We start from the raw sequence: 20,802 nt of genomic DNA on the forward strand, positions 1-20,802 counted from the left end.
TTGTTAGTTGTTGGTTGTTAGTAGTTAATGGTTAATTGTTAGTTATTAGTTTAGAACTTACGCAAAAACAACATATTTCTGTCATTACGAGCGAAGCGAAGTAATCGCAACCCTTATGTTATTAGCCAATACTGCGTAAGTCATCTGGTTATTACTTTATTGCCAAAAAAAGACAACAAGCTAACCCAAACTACCACTAACAACTAACCATTAACTACTAACAACTAACCACTAACTCTTAACAGATATAGGAACACTTGGCTTACCATGACCATCTACTCCATAGTCGTAGGGGCCATAGGTCAACACTGGCAACACTTCCCAGTTTTCGATCGCGGGTGGCGATGCAGTCGTCCATTCCAAAGTTAGAGCATTCCAAGGATTACCAGATGCTTTGGGCCCGTACATCCAACTCCAAATAATATTGATAAAGAATGGAAGTACAGAGAACCCTAGCAAAATCGATCCGTAGGTACAAAGCTGGTTAAGCTGAGTAAATTGAGGGTCGTACATGGCAATCCGGCGAGGCATTCCTTGCAATCCCAAGGAGTGCATCGGTAGGAAGGTAAGATTAGTGCCGATGAAGGTGAGAACAAAGTGAACTCTACCCCAAGTTTCATTCAGCATCCGGCCAGTCATTTTGGGGAACCAGTGATAAATTCCGGCATAAAGGCCGAAGACTGAACCGCCAAATAAGACGTAGTGGAAATGCCCCACGACATAGTAACTATCGTGAACGTGAACGTCAAAAGGTGCAGTTCCCAGTGTTACACCGGAAAGTCCGCCGAAAACGAACATCGCCAGTAAACCCATCGCGAATAGCATGGCACTGGTAAAGCGGATTTTACCGCCCCAAAGAGTCGCTACCCAGCCGAATATTTTCACCCCAGTAGGAACCGCAACAATCAGGGTGGAGATGGTGAAGAACATCCGCATCCAGGGAGGTGTACCGCTGGTAAACATATGGTGTACCCAGACGAACAATCCCACAAAGCAGATAGCGATGCTAGAGTAGGCGATCGCTTTATACCCAAAAATCGGTTTCCGAGCATGAACTGGAATCACTTCCGACATGATCCCGAAAATTGGCAGAATCATTAGATAAACTGCCGGGTGAGAATAGAACCAGAATAAATGCTGGTAAATGACGACATTACCGCCTGCATCAGGCTTGAAGAATGACGTACCAAAATTGATGTCAAACAATAGCAGAACTAATCCCGCAGCTAGCACTGGAGTTGACACAAGTGCCAAAATTGAAGTCGCCATAATTGCCCAGCAAAACAGGGGAACTTGATCCCACCTCATGCTAGGAATTTTCATCTTCAGGATGGTGACGATAAAATTCAACGAGCCCAAAATTGAAGAAGTTCCGACCAAGACGATCGCCAAAATCCACATGGATTGAGCCGTATTTGCCGTAATCACGCTTAAAGGCGGATAAGATGTCCAGCCTGATTGAGCTCCTCCGAAGAAGAAACTGCCTAAAATCAGCAATCCAGCGGGTGGGTTTACCCAAAAGGCGATCGCATTCAGTTTGGGAAAGGCCATATCTCTAGCACCGATCATCAGGGGCACCAGAAAGTTACCAAATCCCCCGATCGCAGCCGGCACAATCCACAGGAAAATCATAATCGTCCCGTGATTAGTCAAGAAGGCGTTATACAGTTCGGGAGGCAAAAAGTCGGAATCGGGAGTAAAAAGTTCTGCCCGCATCGCCATCGCCATCAAACCGCCAATCAGGTAGAAAATAAACGCCGTGACCAGATATTGGATACCAATTAGCTTGTGGTCAACGTTAAACGTAAAGTAGTCGTACCATTTCCAGGCTTCTGGATGTTGATGTCCACCATGAGGATCGCCCTTATTTTCCGGCGGTGCGTTTACTGGAATTTGTGCTTGTGCCATAAAGTATGTTGGGGAAAAATAGCGAATTTGTTAACCGTTAACTGTTAACTGTTAACTGACTTATTTGTGCAGTTGACTTAAGGTTTCGGCTTTAATTCCCATTTCGCTTGCGTAGGGAGCCAGAAACTCCGATGCTGACAAATCAGCGGGTTTAATTGCAACAGCTTGATTCAAATCTTGCTGCTGAGCAACTTGGTTTTCTTGTAGCCAGCTATCGTACTCTTCCTGAGTGTGTACGATTACTCTTGTCCGCATCGCGCCATGATAGCTGCCGCAGAGTTCGGCGCAAAATACGGGGTAATCTCCCGTCTTGATAGCTACGAACCGGAGTTCAGTGGGGATACCGGGAATGGCATCTTGTTTGAGGCGGAACTGTGGCATCCAAAATGAGTGGATTACATCGACGGCGGAGAGGTTAAGCTGTACATCTTTGCCAATAGGTACGTGCAATTCGCCAGAGGTGACATTGCTTTCGGGATAGTTAAATATCCAGGCGTATTGCATACCAGTGACGTTTACTGTCACGTCTGGTTGTTTTCCTTCCTCGGCCGGTGTTCCTCCGAAACCATATTTTGCATCGGGGGCTGGTGGCATTTCATCGGCTGCCACTTCTTCTGATTGCGCGATTAGAGGAGCTGCGATCGCGCTTCCTCTGGGCATTTTATGTGCCATGTGGGATGGTGAATGGACGTGAGCCATTACCTGAGAAGCTCCAGGGTCAAAGCCTCCCATATCTCTATAAACTTCGACGCTGTAGACTCCCAAGCCGATTACCAAGATCGCAGGAATTGCTGTCCAGAAGACTTCTAAGCCAAAGTTTTCGCTAATTGGCACTCCGTCGCCGTCGTCTCCAGGGCGGTGGCGGAATTGGATCGCAAACAGTACGATCGCTCCCTCTACTACGATAAACAGGGCTGTGCCGATCGTGATCATCACGTTAAAAAAATCATCCACCAGTGGGGCCTGGGCTGATGCCTGCTCTGGGAGTAGGTGGTTGTTTTGACCGTACCACACGCTCACCACTGTGATGACGATGCCAGCAACCAGAGCCAATATTGAACTTGGTACTGTTTGTTTTTCTTTTTCTTCTGCCATGCCTTGACTCCTTGCTCAGGGGTGCGACACCTTGGTTGAGGAGTCGCTTACTTGAAGCTTGCTTTTTTGTCGGCTGCCATCTGACAGGCAGTCATACATACTTATTAGGTTAGAGCAGGTATCCATTTAGAGTTTGTAACTGGTGCTAATTTTTAGGATTTTTTTATGCTTTTAACATTTCGTAATAAAACTTTATATTTTTAGGTACAGGAAAAAGTCAAAAAAATATTGAAACTTAAGGTTTTCTTTATAAATTATCGCTCAATTTTGATGGCTGAATCGGCTAAGCACAGAAAATCAGTCAAATAAATCAAGATTTGTTTAAAGTTATAAAAATCAGCGCAATATAATCCTATTGCATTTTCCGCCTGTCTCCTTCCCCTGCTTTTCCCTTCTTCCCCTTCTTCCCCTAGTCCCTAGCCCCTAGCCCCTAGCCCCTAACCGCCCTGGCGGTTGCTATATCACAGCAGCAAAGCTGAAATCTTTGTAAAGAGCGGTTAATCCGATTTTCCGCCCGCTAATGTAGTAAATACGACTGTTTGCGATAAAAATAGACTGTTAAGCTCACCTGAGCAAAGGCTCATTATTTAATTAAGTTTGATTGGCGATTAAGGTTAATGTAAAACTCATGGCTAACTCTGTTTTGAATCAGCCTGCCGCGCAGCCGCAAGCGGAGTGGCAGCCAAGGGATATCATTCGTAGCCTCGTCTGGAAGATGGCGATCGCCACTTGGCTATTGATGGCCGTAGGTAGCGCGACGCGGGTAATGAATGCTGGTCTGGCTTGCCCTGACTGGCCGCTATGTTACGGTGAGTTAGTACCCGCCGCCCAGATGAACCTACAAGTATTTCTAGAATGGTTTCATCGGCTGGATGCAGCCTTGATTGGATTAAGCGCGATCGCACTCACCGCACTATCTTGGTGGTACAGGAATCGTCTTCCCGGTTGGCTGGCGATCGCCTCCCCACTCACCTTATTTTTGATCGTTTCCCAAGGCATTTTAGGAGCACTGACGGTAACGCAACTCCTACGGTTTGATATAGTCACCGCTCACTTAGGCATGGCTTTAATATTTTTCATCACCCTAGTAGCGATCGGCTTAATGCTGACACCCTATCAAGCAACCGGAACAGTCGGCAAATTACCCTGGTTAGCGTCAATCGCCGCCTTGCTAATTTACCTCCAAAGCCTATTAGGAGCATTAGTCGGCTCTCAATGGGCGCTACATCAATGCTTTGGCGCATCTGAGCTCTGCGGTGTGATGAATAGCCACATTATGGGGATCGTACCCGCCACCGTCGGCACTTTAGCAGTAATCGCGATCGCCTGGCGAACACCAGCACTAAATGCCACATTACGAAAATTAGCAAACTGGGCTGGCTTATGCCTAATTGCACAGTTACTTTTGGGAGTCGCAACTTTCCGGTTGCACCTGCAAGTAGAACCCTTAACAGTAGCCCACCAAGCAGTCGGTGCAGCCTTACTAGCGACGCTTGTAGCATTCAGCGTTTTAGCATGGCGAGATCGGGCTATGTCTGCCTAGCTAGGGGCTAGGGGAAGAAGGGGTTAGGGGCTAGGGGTTAGGGGCTAGGGGTTAGGGGCTAGGGAAATAAGGAAATAAGAGAATAAGGGAATAGGGGAATAGAATCAGTGAGGTTTAGCAATTCAGAATGTCTTAAACGCCTTGGTGGTTGCTATAACTCGCGGCTAAACAAACAAAGTCCGCCTACGGGAACTATAGAAAGAGAAAGGCGACGGTTTTGAAACCCGCGCAGGCGGGTTTAGTCTGTGTAGTAGCGGTTTTAACCGCCCAGTTAAGAGGTATAGAAAGAGCGAAGTGACTGTAGTAGCGGTGTTAACCGCCCAGTTAAAAACGATCGCGTTACCCAAAAAGCCTGCTACGGGCTATGCAATTTAGGAAAGGAAATAATGCAGGAAATTCTTACTAACAACCAATCCCGAATCCATCAAAACGCTTTACAGGTAGTTCAAAGTTACTACCAACTAACAAAGCCAAGAATTATCCTGTTGCTGCTAATTACCACAGCGGCGGGAATGTGGATGGCAGCCAAAGGAGAAGTCGATCCCCTATTGCTATTAGCAACTATGACTGGAGGTACTTTAGCTTCTGGTGCTGCTAATACTATTAATTGCATCTACGACAGCGATATTGACTATATCATGGAGCGCACCCGCTGGCGACCAATTCCTTCTGGGCGGGTAAAGCGTCGAGATGCTTTAATTTTCGCAGTCATCCTTGCTAGTTTATCCTTCACCTTGCTCACCGTTGTTGCCAATTTGCTGGCTGCTTTATTAGCAATGTCGGGCATTGTCTTCTACGTCTTAATTTACACCCATTGGTTGAAGCGTCATAGCGTGCAAAATATCGTCATTGGCGGTGCAGCCGGTGCAATTCCACCCCTAGTAGGTTGGGCCGCTGTTACAGGAGATTTAAGTTGGGCGGCGTGGCTATTATTTGCGATTGTGTTTTTATGGACACCGCCGCATTTTTGGGCTTTGGCAATGATGATTCGCGACGAATACGCTGAGGTAGGCGTGCCGATGTTACCAGTAATTGAAGGAGATAAAGCAACTGCGGTGCAGATTTGGATTTATACTCTGATTTTGATTCCTGCAACTTTGCTGCTAGTTTATCCACTGAATGCAGCCGGTGCAGTTTATGGAGTGGTAGCGACTTTACTGGGGGCGATTTTTATGCAGAAAGCTTGGCTACTGTTGCAGTCTCCAGAGGATCGAGGAGTAGCGCGATCGCTCTTTAAGTATTCCATCTTTTACATGATGTTGCTGTGTGCGGGAATTGTGGTTGATAGTTTGCCAGCTACTCATCATTTTACGGCTGCTGTTGCTGATAATATGCAGACTTTAATTAGTGCGATTCCGCTGTAGGCGTGAGTTAGATTGCAATGATTTTAATGAAACCCGCCTAGTGCGGGTTTTGTTTTTTATGTTAACGGTTAACGGTTAACTATTTTTAGTATTATCAACTCTACAGAAAATCAAATCACTGGCGACATTTTATGAGAAATAAACTCTGCTGTTTAAACTGACTTTTTCACTTCACCTATCGGCTTAAACGAATCAAAATATCCCTGTTTCCACAATTGCGCGATCGCATTTTCCATCGCACTTCGCGTTAACTCCGGTAAAACTATTAACCCTGGTGGAGCCAAAAAAGGAGAACCACATTCCACCTCTGCGTCTAGATCTTGTTGTAAGCGGATAGGATCGATAAAATAGATAGAATAGGCTTCACCATTCGATAAGCTGACAATTCCATCACTTCTACATCCTTTCATTGGCGTTTCTACCTCGTCTCTTTCATCCCAGCCATATTTAAACGTCAGCTTGGGTGCGGTTTCCATATCCTTATTCCTCTAGTACAGCTTGTATTTTTCTTAACTCTTCAATGTTTAAGAGGGCTATACAGCGGATTCCAGGTTTATAAAGTACAGCCTAGAAACCGGGTTTCTTCTGGATTTCTCGCCAGAAATCGGTTTTATTCAAGAAACCCGGTTTCTCTGTACTTAACTTACCTGGAAAGTGCTGTATTTCTCTCACCCTGCTCAATACCATCAATTTAGCTGCGGTGCAGTCCCGCTAGTTCTACCATCACTACCACCTACGAGCTCGCCTCTACCTTCTTCCTCCTACCTCCTGCCTCCTGCCTCCATAGAGATATCCGGCCCGTACCAGGATCGAGTTCGGTTATCTCCTATTCACTACGTATGGGCACTAAAAAAAATTCAGGTCATTATGGAATAAGAAGCAAGCAAAACCCATAGTTTCACAGTCAGTGAGAGTCAGTTGTGCTTAAACCTAGAAGAGTGCCGGCAACCTTAAGGAAAAATGTAGAATTTTCACCTTAAGATAGATGCTTTTACCCTTTACGGCCCTCAAAAATTGTAATAGTATTGAGAAAAGTAAACTGAAAATAACTTCTACTTGTAGGAACCGTCAAAGCCAGTCAGCTTTTAATCAAGTTAATTGGATTGCCAGAGATAACGACCTAAAAGTACGCACCAAACAAAAAGCTTCTACCAATCGTCACTCATGCTTGAAGGGATAGGGAAACCTATCTCTAATATAAGTTTCTCTCCCGCTCCGAAAACTGGGGCAGGCTATGGTCAACTTTCTATCTGTTTAAGGAGTGTAATATTCACCCATGTCTAACGCCACCCCTAAAAACAAAACTGGTAAAGCCCCCTATATGGGCACAAGGCCAGACTCCTCAACAGATACGGTTCGTACCTATCTGCACGAGATCGGCCGTGTGGCGCTGCTCACCCGCGAGCAAGAGATTATTTACGGCAAGCAGGTGCAGCAAATGATGCAATTGCTAGAAGCAAAAGAAGAACTAGCTAAAGAACTGCGGCGCGAACCAACGGAGGTAGAATGGGCTTTGCAAGTGCAGCTAAGTGAAGCTGAACTCAAGCGCTTGATGCACCAAGGTCGGCGGGCCAAGCAGAAGATGATTGAAGCGAATTTGCGTTTAGTCGTGGCGATCGCGAAAAAGTACCAGAAACGCAATATGGAATTCTTGGATTTAATTCAAGAAGGTACTCTCGGCTTGGAGCGCGGTGTAGAGAAATTTGACCCGATGCGGGGATACAAATTTTCCACCTACGCCTATTGGTGGATTCGCCAAGCGATCACGCGCGCGATCGCCCAACACGCTCGTACCATCCGCTTGCCGATTCACATCACTGAAAAACTCAATAAAATCAAAAAAGTCCAGAGGGAACTAGCCCAGCAGTTAGGGCGCAGTCCCACGCCAGCGGAAATCGGCTCTGCACTAGAATTACACCCCTCCCAAATTCGGGAATACTTGCTGATGGCACGCCATCCAGTTTCTTTGGATCTGCGGGTGGGAGATAACCAGGATACAGAGCTACAAGAGCTTTTAGAGGATGAAAGCGCGTCTCCTGATGATTACATCACAGGGGAGTTGCTCCGACAAGACCTCAACAACCTGATGGCGGAACTGACTCCTCAACAGCGAGATGTCTTGAGTTTGCGGTTCGGTTTGGAGGATGGTCATGAAATGTCTTTGGCCAAAGTCGGAGAAAGGCTGAAACTCAGCCGCGAACGGGTGCGCCAGCTAGAACATCAAGCCCTCGCTCATTTGCGCCGTCGGCAGGCTCAAGTACGAGAATACCTAGCTAGCTAGATATTGGAGAGAAAAGATTTTAGATTAAAGCTAAAATCTTTTTTTGTATTTATAGCAGTCTTAGCCTTTAACAAGGGGTACAAAAACCGGGTTGGTTGCAAGCAACTGGTTGATTATGGCAAGCCTTTTCTCTCAGAAACCCGGTTTATTCAAACTAAATCGATTACGTGGCGTACTAGCAGGATTATTCTTAACTTTGGGGTTAGGAGCGATCGCTACTTACTTGACAACCACATCTGTAAGCGGATTAGGGTTGTTGGCTGTTGCGTCTCCGAAAGTCACTGCACTTTTGCGTCCGCCAGTCAAATTCTGTCCAAAACCATTTACCATTGACTCCGAGCCGGAGCCAACAAATGGTTTAATAACTGATGGCATTTATTTCTATGGTCAGTCTCCTCAACGCGACCAAGTTGAAAAGGAGTATTTCGTGTTTGAACTTCGCAAGGGGAAGGTAATAGGAGCTTTTTACCTTCCTCGGTCTGCTTTTTACTGTTTTTATGGCTCTCTACAATCAACTCAGCTAGATGTAAAGGTTGTAGATAGTTTCGACGGGAGTACGTCTCCCTATTCTGTCAATCTCCCACAGTATCATCGCCTATCGAATATCAGTGAGAACGATCGGCGGTTACTAAATATATGTAAAAAGACTTATCAACGGCAGGTTTGGGGACAATAGAGATATTGCTGCGTTCGCCGCAATACTAAGGAGTGCGATCGCGGCCTGACCCTGGATCTTTATTCCCAACCAAATTAAACTTTACGGTGTAAAGCGCTATGAGGCAAAACTCGCTGCACTTCTTCTACTGTAGTTATACCGCTTGCCACCTTTTCAATTGCTGCTAACCGAAAAGAAATAAAACCTTTTTCAACTAAATAGCGGTGCAACTGAGGCATTGTCCCCTCATAAATTAAATGGCGAATATTATTATCTAAATCTAGCAACTCAACAATTGCTTCTCTTCCTAAATAACCAGAATTAAAACAATTAGCGCAACCTCTACCCTTGCGCCAGCCAAAAGGATTGGCATCTTCCCAATCTAAAGCTAATACCTCCATATCCTCCTGAGTTGGTTTATAAGGTTCTGCACAATGAGGGCAAACTCGCCTCACTAAACGCTGAGCAACAATTCCTAAGAGAGCATCACTAATTAAACCTGGATCTGGCCCGATATCTTTTAATCTGGGAATAGCACCAATGGCATCATTAGTGTGCAAAGTTGTCAAGACTAAATGACCAGTTAATGCTGCCCTAACTGCTGTATCTGCGGTGTCGCGATCGCGAATTTCCCCCACCATAATAATATCAGGATCTTGACGCAAGATCGCCCGCAAACCCGCAGCCAAAGTCATCCCCGCCCTTTCATGTACCTGCGTTTGCGTAATCCCCGGTAAAACGTATTCCACCGGATCTTCCACCGTTACAACGTTCATGTGTTCCGTCGCTACTGACAGTAAACTCGTGTACAGCGTGCTAGTTTTTCCCGAACCAGTAGGCCCGGTAAAAATAATCATCCCTTGGGGTTGTTGCAACCAATTTTTATATATATTCAGTGCCTGGGGAGCAAACCCCAAACTATCTAAATCGCTAAAAGGATTTTCTTGTGGTAATAACCTAATTACGGCTTTTTCTCCACCTACGCAAGGCAAAATACTCACCCGCATATCTAACCCCATTTCTGAACCTTGACCGGCGGCATAATTCTCCCCAATGCGTCCATCTTGGGGACGGCGGCTTTCAGCAATGTCCATGTTAGACATAACTTTTAAAGCCACAACTACTTTACGACCAATCTCCGTAGGAAAAGTAGTAATTTTCCGTAAAATTCCATCAATCCGGTAGCGAACTCTTAAACCATCTGTCCCAGGTTCAAGGTGAATATCGCTGGCGCGGTTTCGCAGCGCCCCCGAAATCAAAGTTTTAATTCTACCAATTTGATCGGCTGCTTTTGTGAGGTAAAGTTCTGTAGTTTCACTAACATCTTCTGGTTCTAATTCTCCAGTAATCGGATTAATTAAAGGCGCAGAACTAATGCGGTTGGGGTCGAGATTTTGGCTGTGAAACCAGGCGCGGTAACTCTTGTCATCAATAGGAATAATTTTGATATCGCTGAAAGTGCGATCGCTCATTATTTTGAGCGATTCTACAGATACCTCTACGGGAGAACCCAAATAATAGCAGTTTCGCCACAACAATAGAGGAATTAGAGGTGGTAATATATTTCTATCGGGAAATTCCCGAAAAAAGCGAAAGCTAACTTCTCGGTCAAGTAACTGCAAATTTACGATTCCCTGATCGTCTACTAAGCTTTGCAGCGCTTGCTCGCAGGTAATGGCACGATTTCTCAGTTGTTGCCAAGCAGATAGGACTGAAGCAGTTTGCATGGTAGTTGCGAATCCTGACTAGAGTTTACTGTTCAAAGGACTTAGGAGAAACATCAAACTGTGAACGATTTTGTAATAACATCAAAATCTTAGCCTATAATTACGCTATACTCATCTTATAATCGCTCGCAAACATTTTTTTGTATTCCTGTGCGTTCTCTGCGTTTAGGCAAAAAAACCTTGGCTTTACAAATCAGTTAAAATTACTATAAACTCAGAGCTCAATAATAGTTATAATAGTTGACTAGCTTTCCACCAACTTATGAAGTTACGCTCCTTTTTATCTTTCCTTATTCCTGGCATTCTTGCCTTATTCGCGTTAAGTGCAGGTGGTTTTTACTGGCTAAAGGCTAACACCCCGCTGAATTTGCTGCAAGGCGGCCCGACTGGTGCCCCTGTGGCTGCGATGTTTGTGCCGAAGAGTGCGCCTGCTATGTTATCAATGCTAGTAAATCCCGATCGGTTGGAAGCTTTGCAGCAGGTTTTTTCTCCTTTCCAAGAGAAAGGGCGATGCCTTCGGCTGGCTACGCCTACGCACTCTGAAGTTAACCAAATTAAAAAAAGCTTGTTGGCAAATACGGGTTTGGATTACAGTCGAGATATTAAGCCCTGGTTGGGGGATGAAATTACTCTGGCGGTAACGGCGACGGATTTCGATCGCGATCGCAGCAATGGCAAACAAATTGGGCTATTATTAGCTCTGGCAAGCAACGATCCTGACCTGAGTCGAGAATTTCTAGAACGCTTCTGGCAGAAACCTACCGTTAGTGGTGAAAATATAGTTTCTGAACAATATAAAGGCGTGAAATTAATTTATAGGACAGGGAGTATGGGTAACACTCTTTCATCTCTGTCTTCAGCAGGATCGCCAAATTTAGCTACTGCTGTAGTTGGTAGCAGTTCCACAAATCATCATAGTTTTGTCCTCTTGGCTAACCATCCCAAGGTATTGCGAGAAGCCATTAATAACGTTCAAGCTGCCAATCTAAATCTGAATAATAATGCTGAATATCAAAAGACTTTAGAAGAGTTAAAAGGTGGCAGAATTGCTGTAGCCTTTGCAAATATAGCGGAAGTAAATGATTGGATTGGTACTCAAAAGGCAATTGGTGATGCACAAAAGGCAAATCCGATGGCATCTCCCTCAACACTGGCGATCGCTATGGGAATAAATCGGCAAGGATTACTTGCAGAAGCTGTTTTAGTCTCCCCTGAAGGTAAAAATTTTCAATCTCCAACCCCCAAATCTGGGCTAGTTAAGGCTTTAGATTATGTCCCGGAGGCGAGCCCTTTTGTAGCAGCGAGTACCGATCTCAACCATCTTTGGAACGAAATTGCTGCTGGAGTTACTGGTAACGATCTACTCTCAAAATTGGTAAATCAACCCCTAGCGGATCTGAAAGTAACTTGGGGTATTGATTTAGCAGAGGATATATTTAGTTGGGTGCGCGGCGAGTATGTTTTAGCTTTGTTACCCCGTCCAGATCGCAATGGCCCTGATTGGATTTTTGCGGCTGAAAAATCACCGGAGTCTGAAAAGGCCATCGCTCGTTTGGATGCGATCGCGCTCAGTCAAGATTATAGCATTGGCAGTTTTAACCTGGATAATCAAAAGATTTCGGCATGGACGCGCTTGACTACTAGCTCTAATTTTGATAATAAAAATACAGCTATTAAAGCTGAAGCTAAGGGCGTTCATGCTACTGTTGGGGAATACGAAGTTTTTACCACTTCTGTAGAGGCAATGGATGAAGCGCTGAAAGCTTCACAAACTGGAAGTCTGGCTAGAAATAGTGACTTTCAAACTAGCATTGCGCCTTTACCCCAGTTAAATTATGGTTATCTATACTTAGATTGGCCGTCAAGTAAGCCTGTGTGGGAGCGGCAAATACCGCTTTTGAGGTTGATTGAGTTATCTGCGAGGCCGTTTTTCGACCATTTGCGATCGCTTACTTTAACTAGCACTGGTGAAGAAGCTGGTGTACGGCGAGGGAGTGCTTTTATTCGGCTAAATTAAAAGGATAATTGGTAATTGGTAATTGGTAATTGGTAATTGGTAATCCCCCCTCCTCCCCATCCTCCCCATCTCCCCCATCTCCTCCTCTTTCCCCTAGCCCCTAGCCCCTAGCCCCTAGCCCCTTCTTCTTAACACTTAACTGGTAGCCTAACAGTAAAAACAGACCCAGAACCCAACTTACTCTCAACTTCAATATCACCACCCATCATTAAGCAAAAGTGGCGGCTAATCGCCAATCCCAACCCCGTACCACCATATTGCCTCGTAGTAGACGTATCCCCTTGCATAAAAGGTTGAAATAAATGCTCTAATTGCGTGGCGGACATCCCAATTCCAGTATCAGCCACTTGGAACAACAAGAAACATAAATAATCTCCTTCACTTTCTATATCACCATTAAATATTTCTTCATTTCCTACCTTTTCATCCTTAGTAAGAGTAATAGTAATAGTACCATCCTTAGTAAACTTAGCTGCATTACTCAGCAAATTAAGTAATATTTGGCGAGTCTTAGTAGGATCGGCATACATTTCATCCAGATTGCTTCCAAAAGAAACCTCCAACTTATTAGAATTTTTCATAACTAGCGGTTCTACAGTAGCAATTACTTCCTCAATCAAATCTACAGGATTGAAATTTTCCAGGTAAAGTTCCATCCTTCCCGCTTCAATCTTAGAAATATCAAGAATATCACTAATCAAGCCTAACAGATGTTTTCCCGCCCTCTGAATCCTATCTAAATCCGAGATAAATTCTTCAGCTCCCAAATCTTCAGCATCTTCTTTCAACAGATCGCTGTAACCAATAATTGCATTAAGAGGAGTACGTAATTCGTGACTCATATTTGCTAAAAAAGCACTTTTGGCTTGATTAGCTGCAACCGCAGATTGGGCAACTTTTTGAAATTCTTCTGCGAGTTTACGTTGAGTAATATCCTCCGCAATGCCCACAATGCGGTAAATTTCCCCCACGTCATTATATATCGGAAAAGCGCGATCGCGAATCCAGCAAATAGAACCGTCAGGACGCAAAATCCGGTATTCTCGATCGTACTCTGCTTGCGTATTTTTCTCAATAAAAGACATCACCCGCTCGCGGTCATCGGGATGAATTGCACTTGCCAAACATTGCGGATTTTCGTATAAACTTTGACGACTGCAACCCCAAATTTGCTCGCAAGCAGGACTTACATAGAGTATCTGCTTTTGATTGGGGTCAATCATCCAAAAAACCTCATGGATATTTTCTGCCATTTGGCGAAAACGCTCCTCAGAAGCTCGTAGCTCGCCGACTATGCGTTGTAGTTCCGTTACATCCTGAACTAAAGAAGCTACTCCTACCACATTACCATCATCATCAATTAAAGTCGTGTTGTACCACTCACATAAAATAATCTTACCGTCTTTCCTTACATTCTCATTAGTGCTGCGCCTCCCTCCCCGATTTGTCGATAACTCTGCCCAAAGCTGATGGATGTAACTTAAATCTGTGTTAGGAATTAAAAGCTCGATCCCATTGCGCCCTAAAGCTTCTTCGCGGCTATATCCAAAAATTTGTTCCGCCCCTGGATTCCATTCAGAGACCTCAAAATTCACCTTCCATTCAATCACGCCCACCGGCGTTTGCTGAAAATGTAGAGCTAATTTTTTCTGAGATTTTTGCAGAGAAGCTATCAACCCCATCTTTTCCGCTTCGGCCTCTTTCTCAGCAGTAATATCTCGAATTAGAATCACTGTTCCTAAATAAGCTATTTTACTAGATTGGGAAATGGGAATCGAACACCGATGGTTAGCAACTGAATATTTCTCCTGAGTAATTGGAAATTGTGACTTACCATTAGCGGTAGTATCCAGACTTTGCTGATCTCGAATTAGGGAGCCACGCAGATTATTATCGTCTTTCAAAATAGCCGTTACAGCCGCCTTACCCGTGCGACCCCCAGCCAAAGGGATTTCCAATGTAAAAACATCTCTGGGACAGCTCTTACTGTGTTCCATTAATTGAGTTATCTCACTCCCAAACACCTCTTGGTACTCTTTGCCCTCAAGGTTAATTTCGCTCAAATCAAATAGAATTAAAAGAGCTGGATTAAAGCGGGCAATCTTTCCATTTTGGTCAATTACTAACAAACCATCAGCCAAATTATCGACGATGGCACTCAAATAAACTAGAGCTTCCTGAAGTTCCTCAGTAGCAGTTTCCACTCGCTCTTCCAAAGTAGCGAAAGACTCTTGCAACTGACCAGCCATGCTGTTAAAAGACCGAGCCAAAACCCCCAATTCCTGCGAGCGATTTACTTGTAGTTCCCCTTCCCATTCTCCCCGTGAAAAAGCCTCCGCAGCTTTGCTCAAACGCTCAATCGGCCCCACAATCCATTTAGAAGTCAGAATTCCTAGTAGCGTCGCTACTATCAGCGCACCCAAACAGAGCAAGATAGTAGTACGAGTATTGGCGTTAATTTCATCCATGAAATCTGCTTCTGGCACAACAACCACAATCAACCAATCAAGGCCTCTACCATCAGAAAGCGGTGTCACCTGAACGAATTGGCGATTTCCATCGAGGATGAAATCCGATTGTTGGCTGCTTTTAATTTTATTAAAATCCCCAAAGCTTTCAACTAAATGCTGCGCCGTCGAGCGAATCAGTGGATTTGGACTACCTATTGCCGACATTCGTTTAGGGTCATTATTACGACCAAAAAAAGGCGATTCAGGAGTTGAATTTGCCACCAGTTCTCCAGAGCGTTCGATGATAAAAGTCTCTCCCGATCGACCAATTTCCAGACTTCGCAGGAATTGATTAATCTGGGAGAGTACCAGGTCAGCACCAATTACACCTAAGAGTTCCCCTTGATTGCCATAAACTGGTCTAGCAGCAGTAATACCCAGTTTGGGAAAGCCAATATATGTGTAAATTTTGCTCCATTTCGCTTTGCCAGCTTTAACTGCGGCTGTATACCAGGGGCGAGGCCGGGGATCGTAGTTAGGGGTGACTTTTAACAGCTTGGAAATATTACCTAAGTTATCGAGACCATAGCTATGAAAGTCGTAGTTAGTGGATTGGTCGCAAACTCCAATTCGCAATTGACCATTATCAAGGCGTTCCACGCCAATAAACTCTTTTTCTTCTGAGGAGAACTGAATGTAGCCGATAGTATCAAAACTTTGAATTTGTTTAAAGAGATAGCGCTTAAGGCCTTCGGAGTCGTGTAAATCTAAAAGACCAAGGCGGAAGGCATTGATGTTAATTTGATTGATAGTATGAGGTGTTTCTACGTAACTGTAAAGGTGTTGCTGGATGCGGGCAGTTACTTCGCTGCGAAGTTGCGTTGCCACGTTATTGACAGCCTTTTGCCCATTCCGCAGCGAGAGCCACCCTGTCAGTGCTACGGCCGCAAAAGTCTGGAGTGTGAAGGGTACTACTAGGACAGTGCCAAGAGGCACTTTTCCTGATACTTTTATAATCTGGGCGATCAGATATTTTAGCGGCATCATGGAATAATTAATTCAAAATTCAAACTTAAAAATGTTTGAAATTCTTGTGCTTTAAGAGATCCGGCTAGAAAGCAATGGACTTTTGACTAACCTGAGAACTGATTCTCAAATGAAAAATTTTCTCAGCAGTTTGCCAGCAAAGAAGCTTTATCCTAGCAACCAGAGTTGGAAGGGGAACGCCTCTTAACTTAACCTATAGTCTGGAAAATGCAACCGCACCAACAAATTTTTCCTTTACATAAACCAAACTAGGGGAGAAACTAGAGGGTAGAAGGCAGAGGGCATAAAGATTCAGTTATCTAGAAGGGAATAAGGTTCTAGCTGCTTAATATGTGTTTACATACTTGTTGATTTTTGTCTACCTACTTATTTGCTATATAGCAATCGCCACAATGGTTAAGACACTCGCTCATGGCCCAAACTATTGACTCTCTTTCCCTTATTTCCCTTATTTCCCTTATTTCCCTTATTTCCCTTATTTCCCTTCTTTCCCTAGCCCCTAGCCCCTAGCCCCTAGCCCCTAGCCCCTAACCGCCCTGGCGGTTGCTATACTTTCCAGATGCCAGCGTGAACTTTGAACCCCATCTCTTGAAGTCGATACTTAGAGTCCTTGAGATTATGCTGCACGTTCTCCATCGCCACTTGTCTTTCCTCTAGGGGGCAGCTAGTGGTAATCTCTGAGACGAGTTCCTTAAAGTGAACTACGTGACCTAGTACCTGCTGGCTAAGTACAATGTAAGCTGTAATCAGGGCGGCTCCCCTTTCGTCACGTGGGCCTATGACCCAATGTATATCTACGTGCGTTTCACCAATCTCTTTTGCTCTGAGGAAAGCCAGATACCCTTCGGCATCCTCAAATTCTAAATAGGCCATTGTACTGATGTTAATTCCTTGTTGATTCTAAAGTAATATTTTTACAGCCTGAGAACTTGTGGATTTCCAAAGTGTAACAGGCTCAGGGTAAGGCAGAGCAAAATATTTTCTCCAACTGGGTGCTTTCTCTATGGCTGGGCCATTTGGCTTAAGACTAGGTATGAGCACTATTTATTTACTGGCAAAAATTATGTGCTTGTGTGGCGATCGCATCTCCTTAAGGACTACGATCTAATTTGCGATCGCTGTTAGGTTAGATATGTTCCAGATCGAGTTAGGTTTTTTCTCAAAAAAAACCTGATATCAGGATTTAGGGATGCAACTTGTATTGTAATTGACATTCCCCGGGAATTAGGCAACGGGTTTTCAGGCTAGCTATTATAAATTTCAGATTTTACAAATCGTTCACTTAACCCTGCTCGTAAAGAACCCATGAAAGAAGGACAAACGCTAAAAGGACGCTATAAAATCATTCAAGACCTCAAGAGAGGAGCTTTTGGCAGAACTTACTGCGCCGAAGATGAGCAGGATTCTCAAGGAAGCTTGTACGTTGTCAAACAACTTCAGCCAAATACAACTAATCCGGCAATTTTAGACGAAGCGCGACGGAGATTTGAACTAGAAGCTTCAACTTTGGAAAAGTTGGGCGATCACGATCAAATCCCTAAACTTTTAGCTCATTTTGAGGAAAATCAAGAATTTTATTTAGTTCAGGATTTTGTTGACGGTCAAGATTTGAGCCGAGAAATTACTGAAGGTAAGCGGTGGAATGAAAGCGATGTGGTGACGATGTTGGTGGATGTTCTGGAAGTTTTAGAGTACATCCATCAGCAAAATGTGATTCACCGCGATATTAAACCATCTAATTTAATTAGGCGTAAGTCCGACCACAAAATTGTGCTGATTGACTTTGGCGCGGTAAAAGAAATAGAAACTTTAGTAATTAATACGTCAGGGCAAACGAGTGGTTCTGTGATCGGTACGCCGGGGTATATGCCGATTGAACATTTGGGGGGAAGACCGCGTTTTAATAGCGATATTTATGCCTTGGGAATGACTGCTATTCAAGCGATAACTGGGGTAGTTCCTCTGAGATTGCCGCGAGATTCCCAAACAGATGAAGTGGTCTGGCGGAATGTGGTAGAAGTGAACGAACAGCTAGCAGATATTTTAGATAAAATGGTCAGGTCGCAATCTCGCGATCGCTATCAGTCAGCAACGGAAGTTTTAGACGATCTGCGGGTTGTAGTTAATGAAATCCGGGGACTGCACAGAATAGGACAAATATTAGATAAGCGTTATAAAATTATTAGTTTGTTGGGAGAAGGGAGATTTGGACAAACTTATTTGGCTCTAGATCAGCGCCGAACTGATAATGCTCGCTGTGTTATTAAGCAACTTAAGCTGCAAGCAAATCATCCTTTGATTGTACGGGAAGCAAGAAGAATATTTGAAACTGAAGCCCAAGTTATGTACAGTTTGGGTAAAAACGAATTGATTCCAGAACTGTTGGGGGAGTTTGAAGAAAATCAAGAATTTTATTTAGTTTGGGAATTTATAGAAGGTGAAGAAGTTAGTAAAGAAATTGCCCACAATCGATTTAATGAAGAGCAGGTAGTTGACCTTTTACAAGATGTTCTTTTAACTCTGGCTTTTGCTCACGAACAAACTATTCACTGCGATATTAAACCTGATAATTTAATCCGGCGTTCCTTGGATGGCAGGGTGATGTTAACTGATTTCGGTTCAGTTAAGCAAATTAGCACTTTAGTAGTGAATTATCAAGGGCAATTGAGCATTACTAATGTTATCGGTACACCTGGATATATGCCGAAGGAACAGCAAGCTGGAAATCCGCGCCCTAATAGTGATATTTATGCTTTGGGGATGACGGCGATTCATGCTTTAACAGGGGTATTTCCAGCAGAATTAGGTCAAGAACCAAATACGGGGGAGGTGAATTGGCGAAGCCTACGGCAGGCTTCGCCAACGCAAGCTCAAGTTAGTGAGAATTTAGGGGCAATTTTAGATAAGATGGTGCTCAGCTATTTTCGCTCGCGTTATGAATCTGTAGATGAAGTCCTTAATGATTTGCGGAAGGTTCACAGCACTCCCAAGGTGGCAGGCGAGTTAGAAATTCATCCATATTTTGAGTTAGAAGATGGCGATTTTTTTGAGTTAGAAGCTAGTAGGGAGAGTGCCTTGCTACCTGCTAGGGACAAGTCAGAAATTCACTCGGATTCCGAGACAAGAAATGGGGCAATGCAACAGCGGGTAGCTGATAGCAATCAAGCTAAAACAGAGGATTTAGTGGCAGTTCCTCCCGCGATCGAGGAAGAAGCGACTGCTACTAAATTACCTCTAACGACAGCGATCGTTACTCTCCCTACATCGCATCGAAAAATTTTGCCTATTTCTCTGGCAATATTAGCCGTTTTGCTGACTGTAGGCGGCATATTTATCTGGCCGTCTGTACAATTTATTTATTTGTTGAATCAATGTAATGGGTTGATTGAGGCGGAACAAGGAGAAGAAGCAGTACAGGCGTGCGATCGCGCCATAGCTATTAAACCAAACGATCCCGAAGCTTTGAAGGATCAAGGCGACGCACTATCTAGTTTAGAACGCTATGAGGCGGCGCTGGTAACTTATGATAAGGCGCTACAATATAAGCCAGATTTTTATCAAGCTTGGAACACGAAGGGCCAAGTTTTATACAAATTACAACGTTATAATGAGGCCCTGGAGGCCCACGAAAAGGCGATCGCGATCGCGCCAACAGATGCTAAGGGTTTGAATGGTAGAGGCGTGGCGATGATTGGTTTGGGTAAGTATGATGATGCTTTGGTAGCTTTTGATAAGGCGATCGCGACTAACCCAGATGACTCCCAAGCGTGGGAAAATAAGGGCTTAGCATTGGAGTATTTGCAGCGAACTCAAGATGCAGGAGGCGCATACAAAGAAGCGATCGCTTTACTTGATAATCAGCTTAAACAAAAGCCAGAGAATGTCAAGGCATGGGTAGATAAAGGCCGCGTATTGGGTAAATTGCAGCGTCATACAGAGGCGTTAGCCGCCTATGATAATGCCATTCAAATTAAATCAGATTTTTATCCGGCGTGGATTGGTAAAGGTAGTACCCTATTTTTCATGCAGCGCTTTCAAGATGCGTTGAATGCTTACGATAAGGCGGTGGAAATTCGCCCGAAATACTATTTACCTTGGCATAATCGGGGTTCCGTATTGTCGGATGGGTTACAGCGTTATGAAAATGCTTTAGCTTCTTATCAAAAGGCGATCGATCTTAACCCCAATTTTTTCCCTGCTTTGCGAGATCAAGGTAAGGCGCTGATGCAGTTGCAGAAATATGAAGACGCGATCGCAGCTTTTGACAAGGCGCTGAAAATCAATCCCAATGACTATCCATCTTGGGGTAGTAGAGGGATTGCTTTGACTAAGCTACAGCGTTATGATGAAGCCTTAGCAGCTTTTGATAAGGCGATCGCGATTAATTCAAATGACCCCCTAGCTTGGGCCAATCGCGCTTGGGCCTTGGAACAGTGGGGACGCTCTGAGGATGCGATCGCGGCCTATAATAAAGCAATTGAAATTAAGCCAGATTTTCAACCTGCGATCGAAGCCAGAAAAATGTTATTGGAGAAGTTGGGACTACAATAAGTATATCGATTCAATTGGGAATTGGTAATTGGTAATTGGTAATGGCTAATTGCTAATCGCTAATGGCTAAACGTAAGGTGGGCGATCGCCGCAAAAATCTTGTCACAATTCGCTAATATGGTTTCAGCGATCGCCCACCCTACAAGCTAACTATCCATCTCCCC

Annotated in this window: 12 protein-coding genes; 6 read left to right on the plus strand and 6 right to left on the minus strand. The window is 44.3% G+C overall.

The window, feature by feature from the left end; translation table 11 throughout:
- Positions 1–231: 231 nt before the first annotated feature.
- Both ctaD and OSCI_RS07265 read right to left on the minus strand, forming a co-directional pair.
- Positions 232–1,908 carry a cytochrome c oxidase subunit I gene (ctaD, locus tag OSCI_RS07260; RefSeq protein ID WP_007354236.1) on the minus strand — a complete coding sequence of 559 codons (1,677 nt, stop codon included), beginning with the start codon at positions 1,906–1,908 and terminating at the stop codon, positions 232–234.
- 60 nt (positions 1,909–1,968) lie between these two features.
- Entirely contained in the window at positions 1,969–3,003 is a 1,035-nt protein-coding gene (locus OSCI_RS07265) for a cytochrome c oxidase subunit II (RefSeq protein ID WP_007354237.1), read from the minus strand.
- A 628-nt stretch (positions 3,004–3,631) separates the two neighbouring features.
- Between OSCI_RS07265 and OSCI_RS07270 the strand changes: the two genes are divergently transcribed.
- A complete protein-coding gene (locus OSCI_RS07270; RefSeq protein ID WP_007354238.1) occupies positions 3,632–4,546 on the plus strand; it encodes a COX15/CtaA family protein in 915 nt (304 codons plus the stop codon).
- 386 nt (positions 4,547–4,932) lie between these two features.
- Entirely contained in the window at positions 4,933–5,910 is a 978-nt protein-coding gene (locus OSCI_RS07275; protein ID WP_007354239.1) for a heme o synthase, read from the plus strand.
- Positions 5,911–6,062: 152 nt separating this feature from the next.
- Here OSCI_RS07275 and OSCI_RS07280 read toward each other — a convergent pair whose 3' ends face one another.
- Complete coding sequence (locus OSCI_RS07280; protein WP_007354240.1) at positions 6,063–6,386, minus strand: hypothetical protein; 324 nt, start codon at positions 6,384–6,386, stop codon at positions 6,063–6,065.
- A gap of 800 nt (positions 6,387–7,186) precedes the next feature.
- Here OSCI_RS07280 and OSCI_RS07285 point away from each other — a divergent pair.
- A complete protein-coding gene (locus tag OSCI_RS07285; RefSeq protein ID WP_007354241.1) occupies positions 7,187–8,191 on the plus strand; it encodes an RNA polymerase sigma factor, RpoD/SigA family in 1,005 nt (334 codons plus the stop codon).
- Between the two features lie 115 nt (positions 8,192–8,306).
- Positions 8,307–8,867 carry a hypothetical protein gene (locus tag OSCI_RS07290; protein WP_007354242.1) on the plus strand — a complete coding sequence of 187 codons (561 nt, stop codon included), beginning with the start codon at positions 8,307–8,309 and terminating at the stop codon, positions 8,865–8,867.
- A 74-nt stretch (positions 8,868–8,941) separates the two neighbouring features.
- On the opposite strand, the gene OSCI_RS07295 is transcribed toward OSCI_RS07290, so the two are convergent.
- Positions 8,942–10,573 (minus strand): GspE/PulE family protein, encoded by a 1,632-nt coding sequence (locus OSCI_RS07295; RefSeq protein WP_007354243.1) that lies wholly within the window; start codon positions 10,571–10,573, stop codon positions 8,942–8,944.
- Positions 10,574–10,835: 262 nt separating this feature from the next.
- Here OSCI_RS07295 and OSCI_RS07300 point away from each other — a divergent pair, with 262 nt between their 5' ends.
- Entirely contained in the window at positions 10,836–12,590 is a 1,755-nt protein-coding gene (locus OSCI_RS07300; protein WP_007354244.1) for a DUF3352 domain-containing protein, read from the plus strand.
- Positions 12,591–12,718: 128 nt separating this feature from the next.
- On the opposite strand, the gene OSCI_RS07305 is transcribed toward OSCI_RS07300, so the two are convergent.
- Both OSCI_RS07305 and OSCI_RS07310 read right to left on the minus strand, forming a co-directional pair.
- Complete coding sequence (locus tag OSCI_RS07305; protein WP_007354245.1) at positions 12,719–16,087, minus strand: PAS domain S-box protein; 3,369 nt, start codon at positions 16,085–16,087, stop codon at positions 12,719–12,721.
- Between the two features lie 546 nt (positions 16,088–16,633).
- Positions 16,634–16,960, minus strand: coding sequence for a hypothetical protein (locus OSCI_RS07310; protein ID WP_007354246.1), 327 nt, complete (start codon positions 16,958–16,960; stop codon positions 16,634–16,636).
- 432 nt (positions 16,961–17,392) lie between these two features.
- Between OSCI_RS07310 and OSCI_RS07315 the strand changes: the two genes are divergently transcribed.
- The gene (locus OSCI_RS07315; RefSeq protein ID WP_007354247.1) at positions 17,393–20,638 is read left to right on the plus strand and encodes a protein kinase domain-containing protein; all 3,246 of its coding nucleotides are present in this window, start codon (positions 17,393–17,395) and stop codon (positions 20,636–20,638) included.
- Positions 20,639–20,802: the final 164 nt, after the last annotated feature.

It is taken from the genome of Kamptonema sp. PCC 6506 (assembly GCF_000180455.1).
GTDB classification, from domain to species: Bacteria; Cyanobacteriota; Cyanobacteriia; order Cyanobacteriales; family Microcoleaceae; genus Kamptonema; species Kamptonema formosum.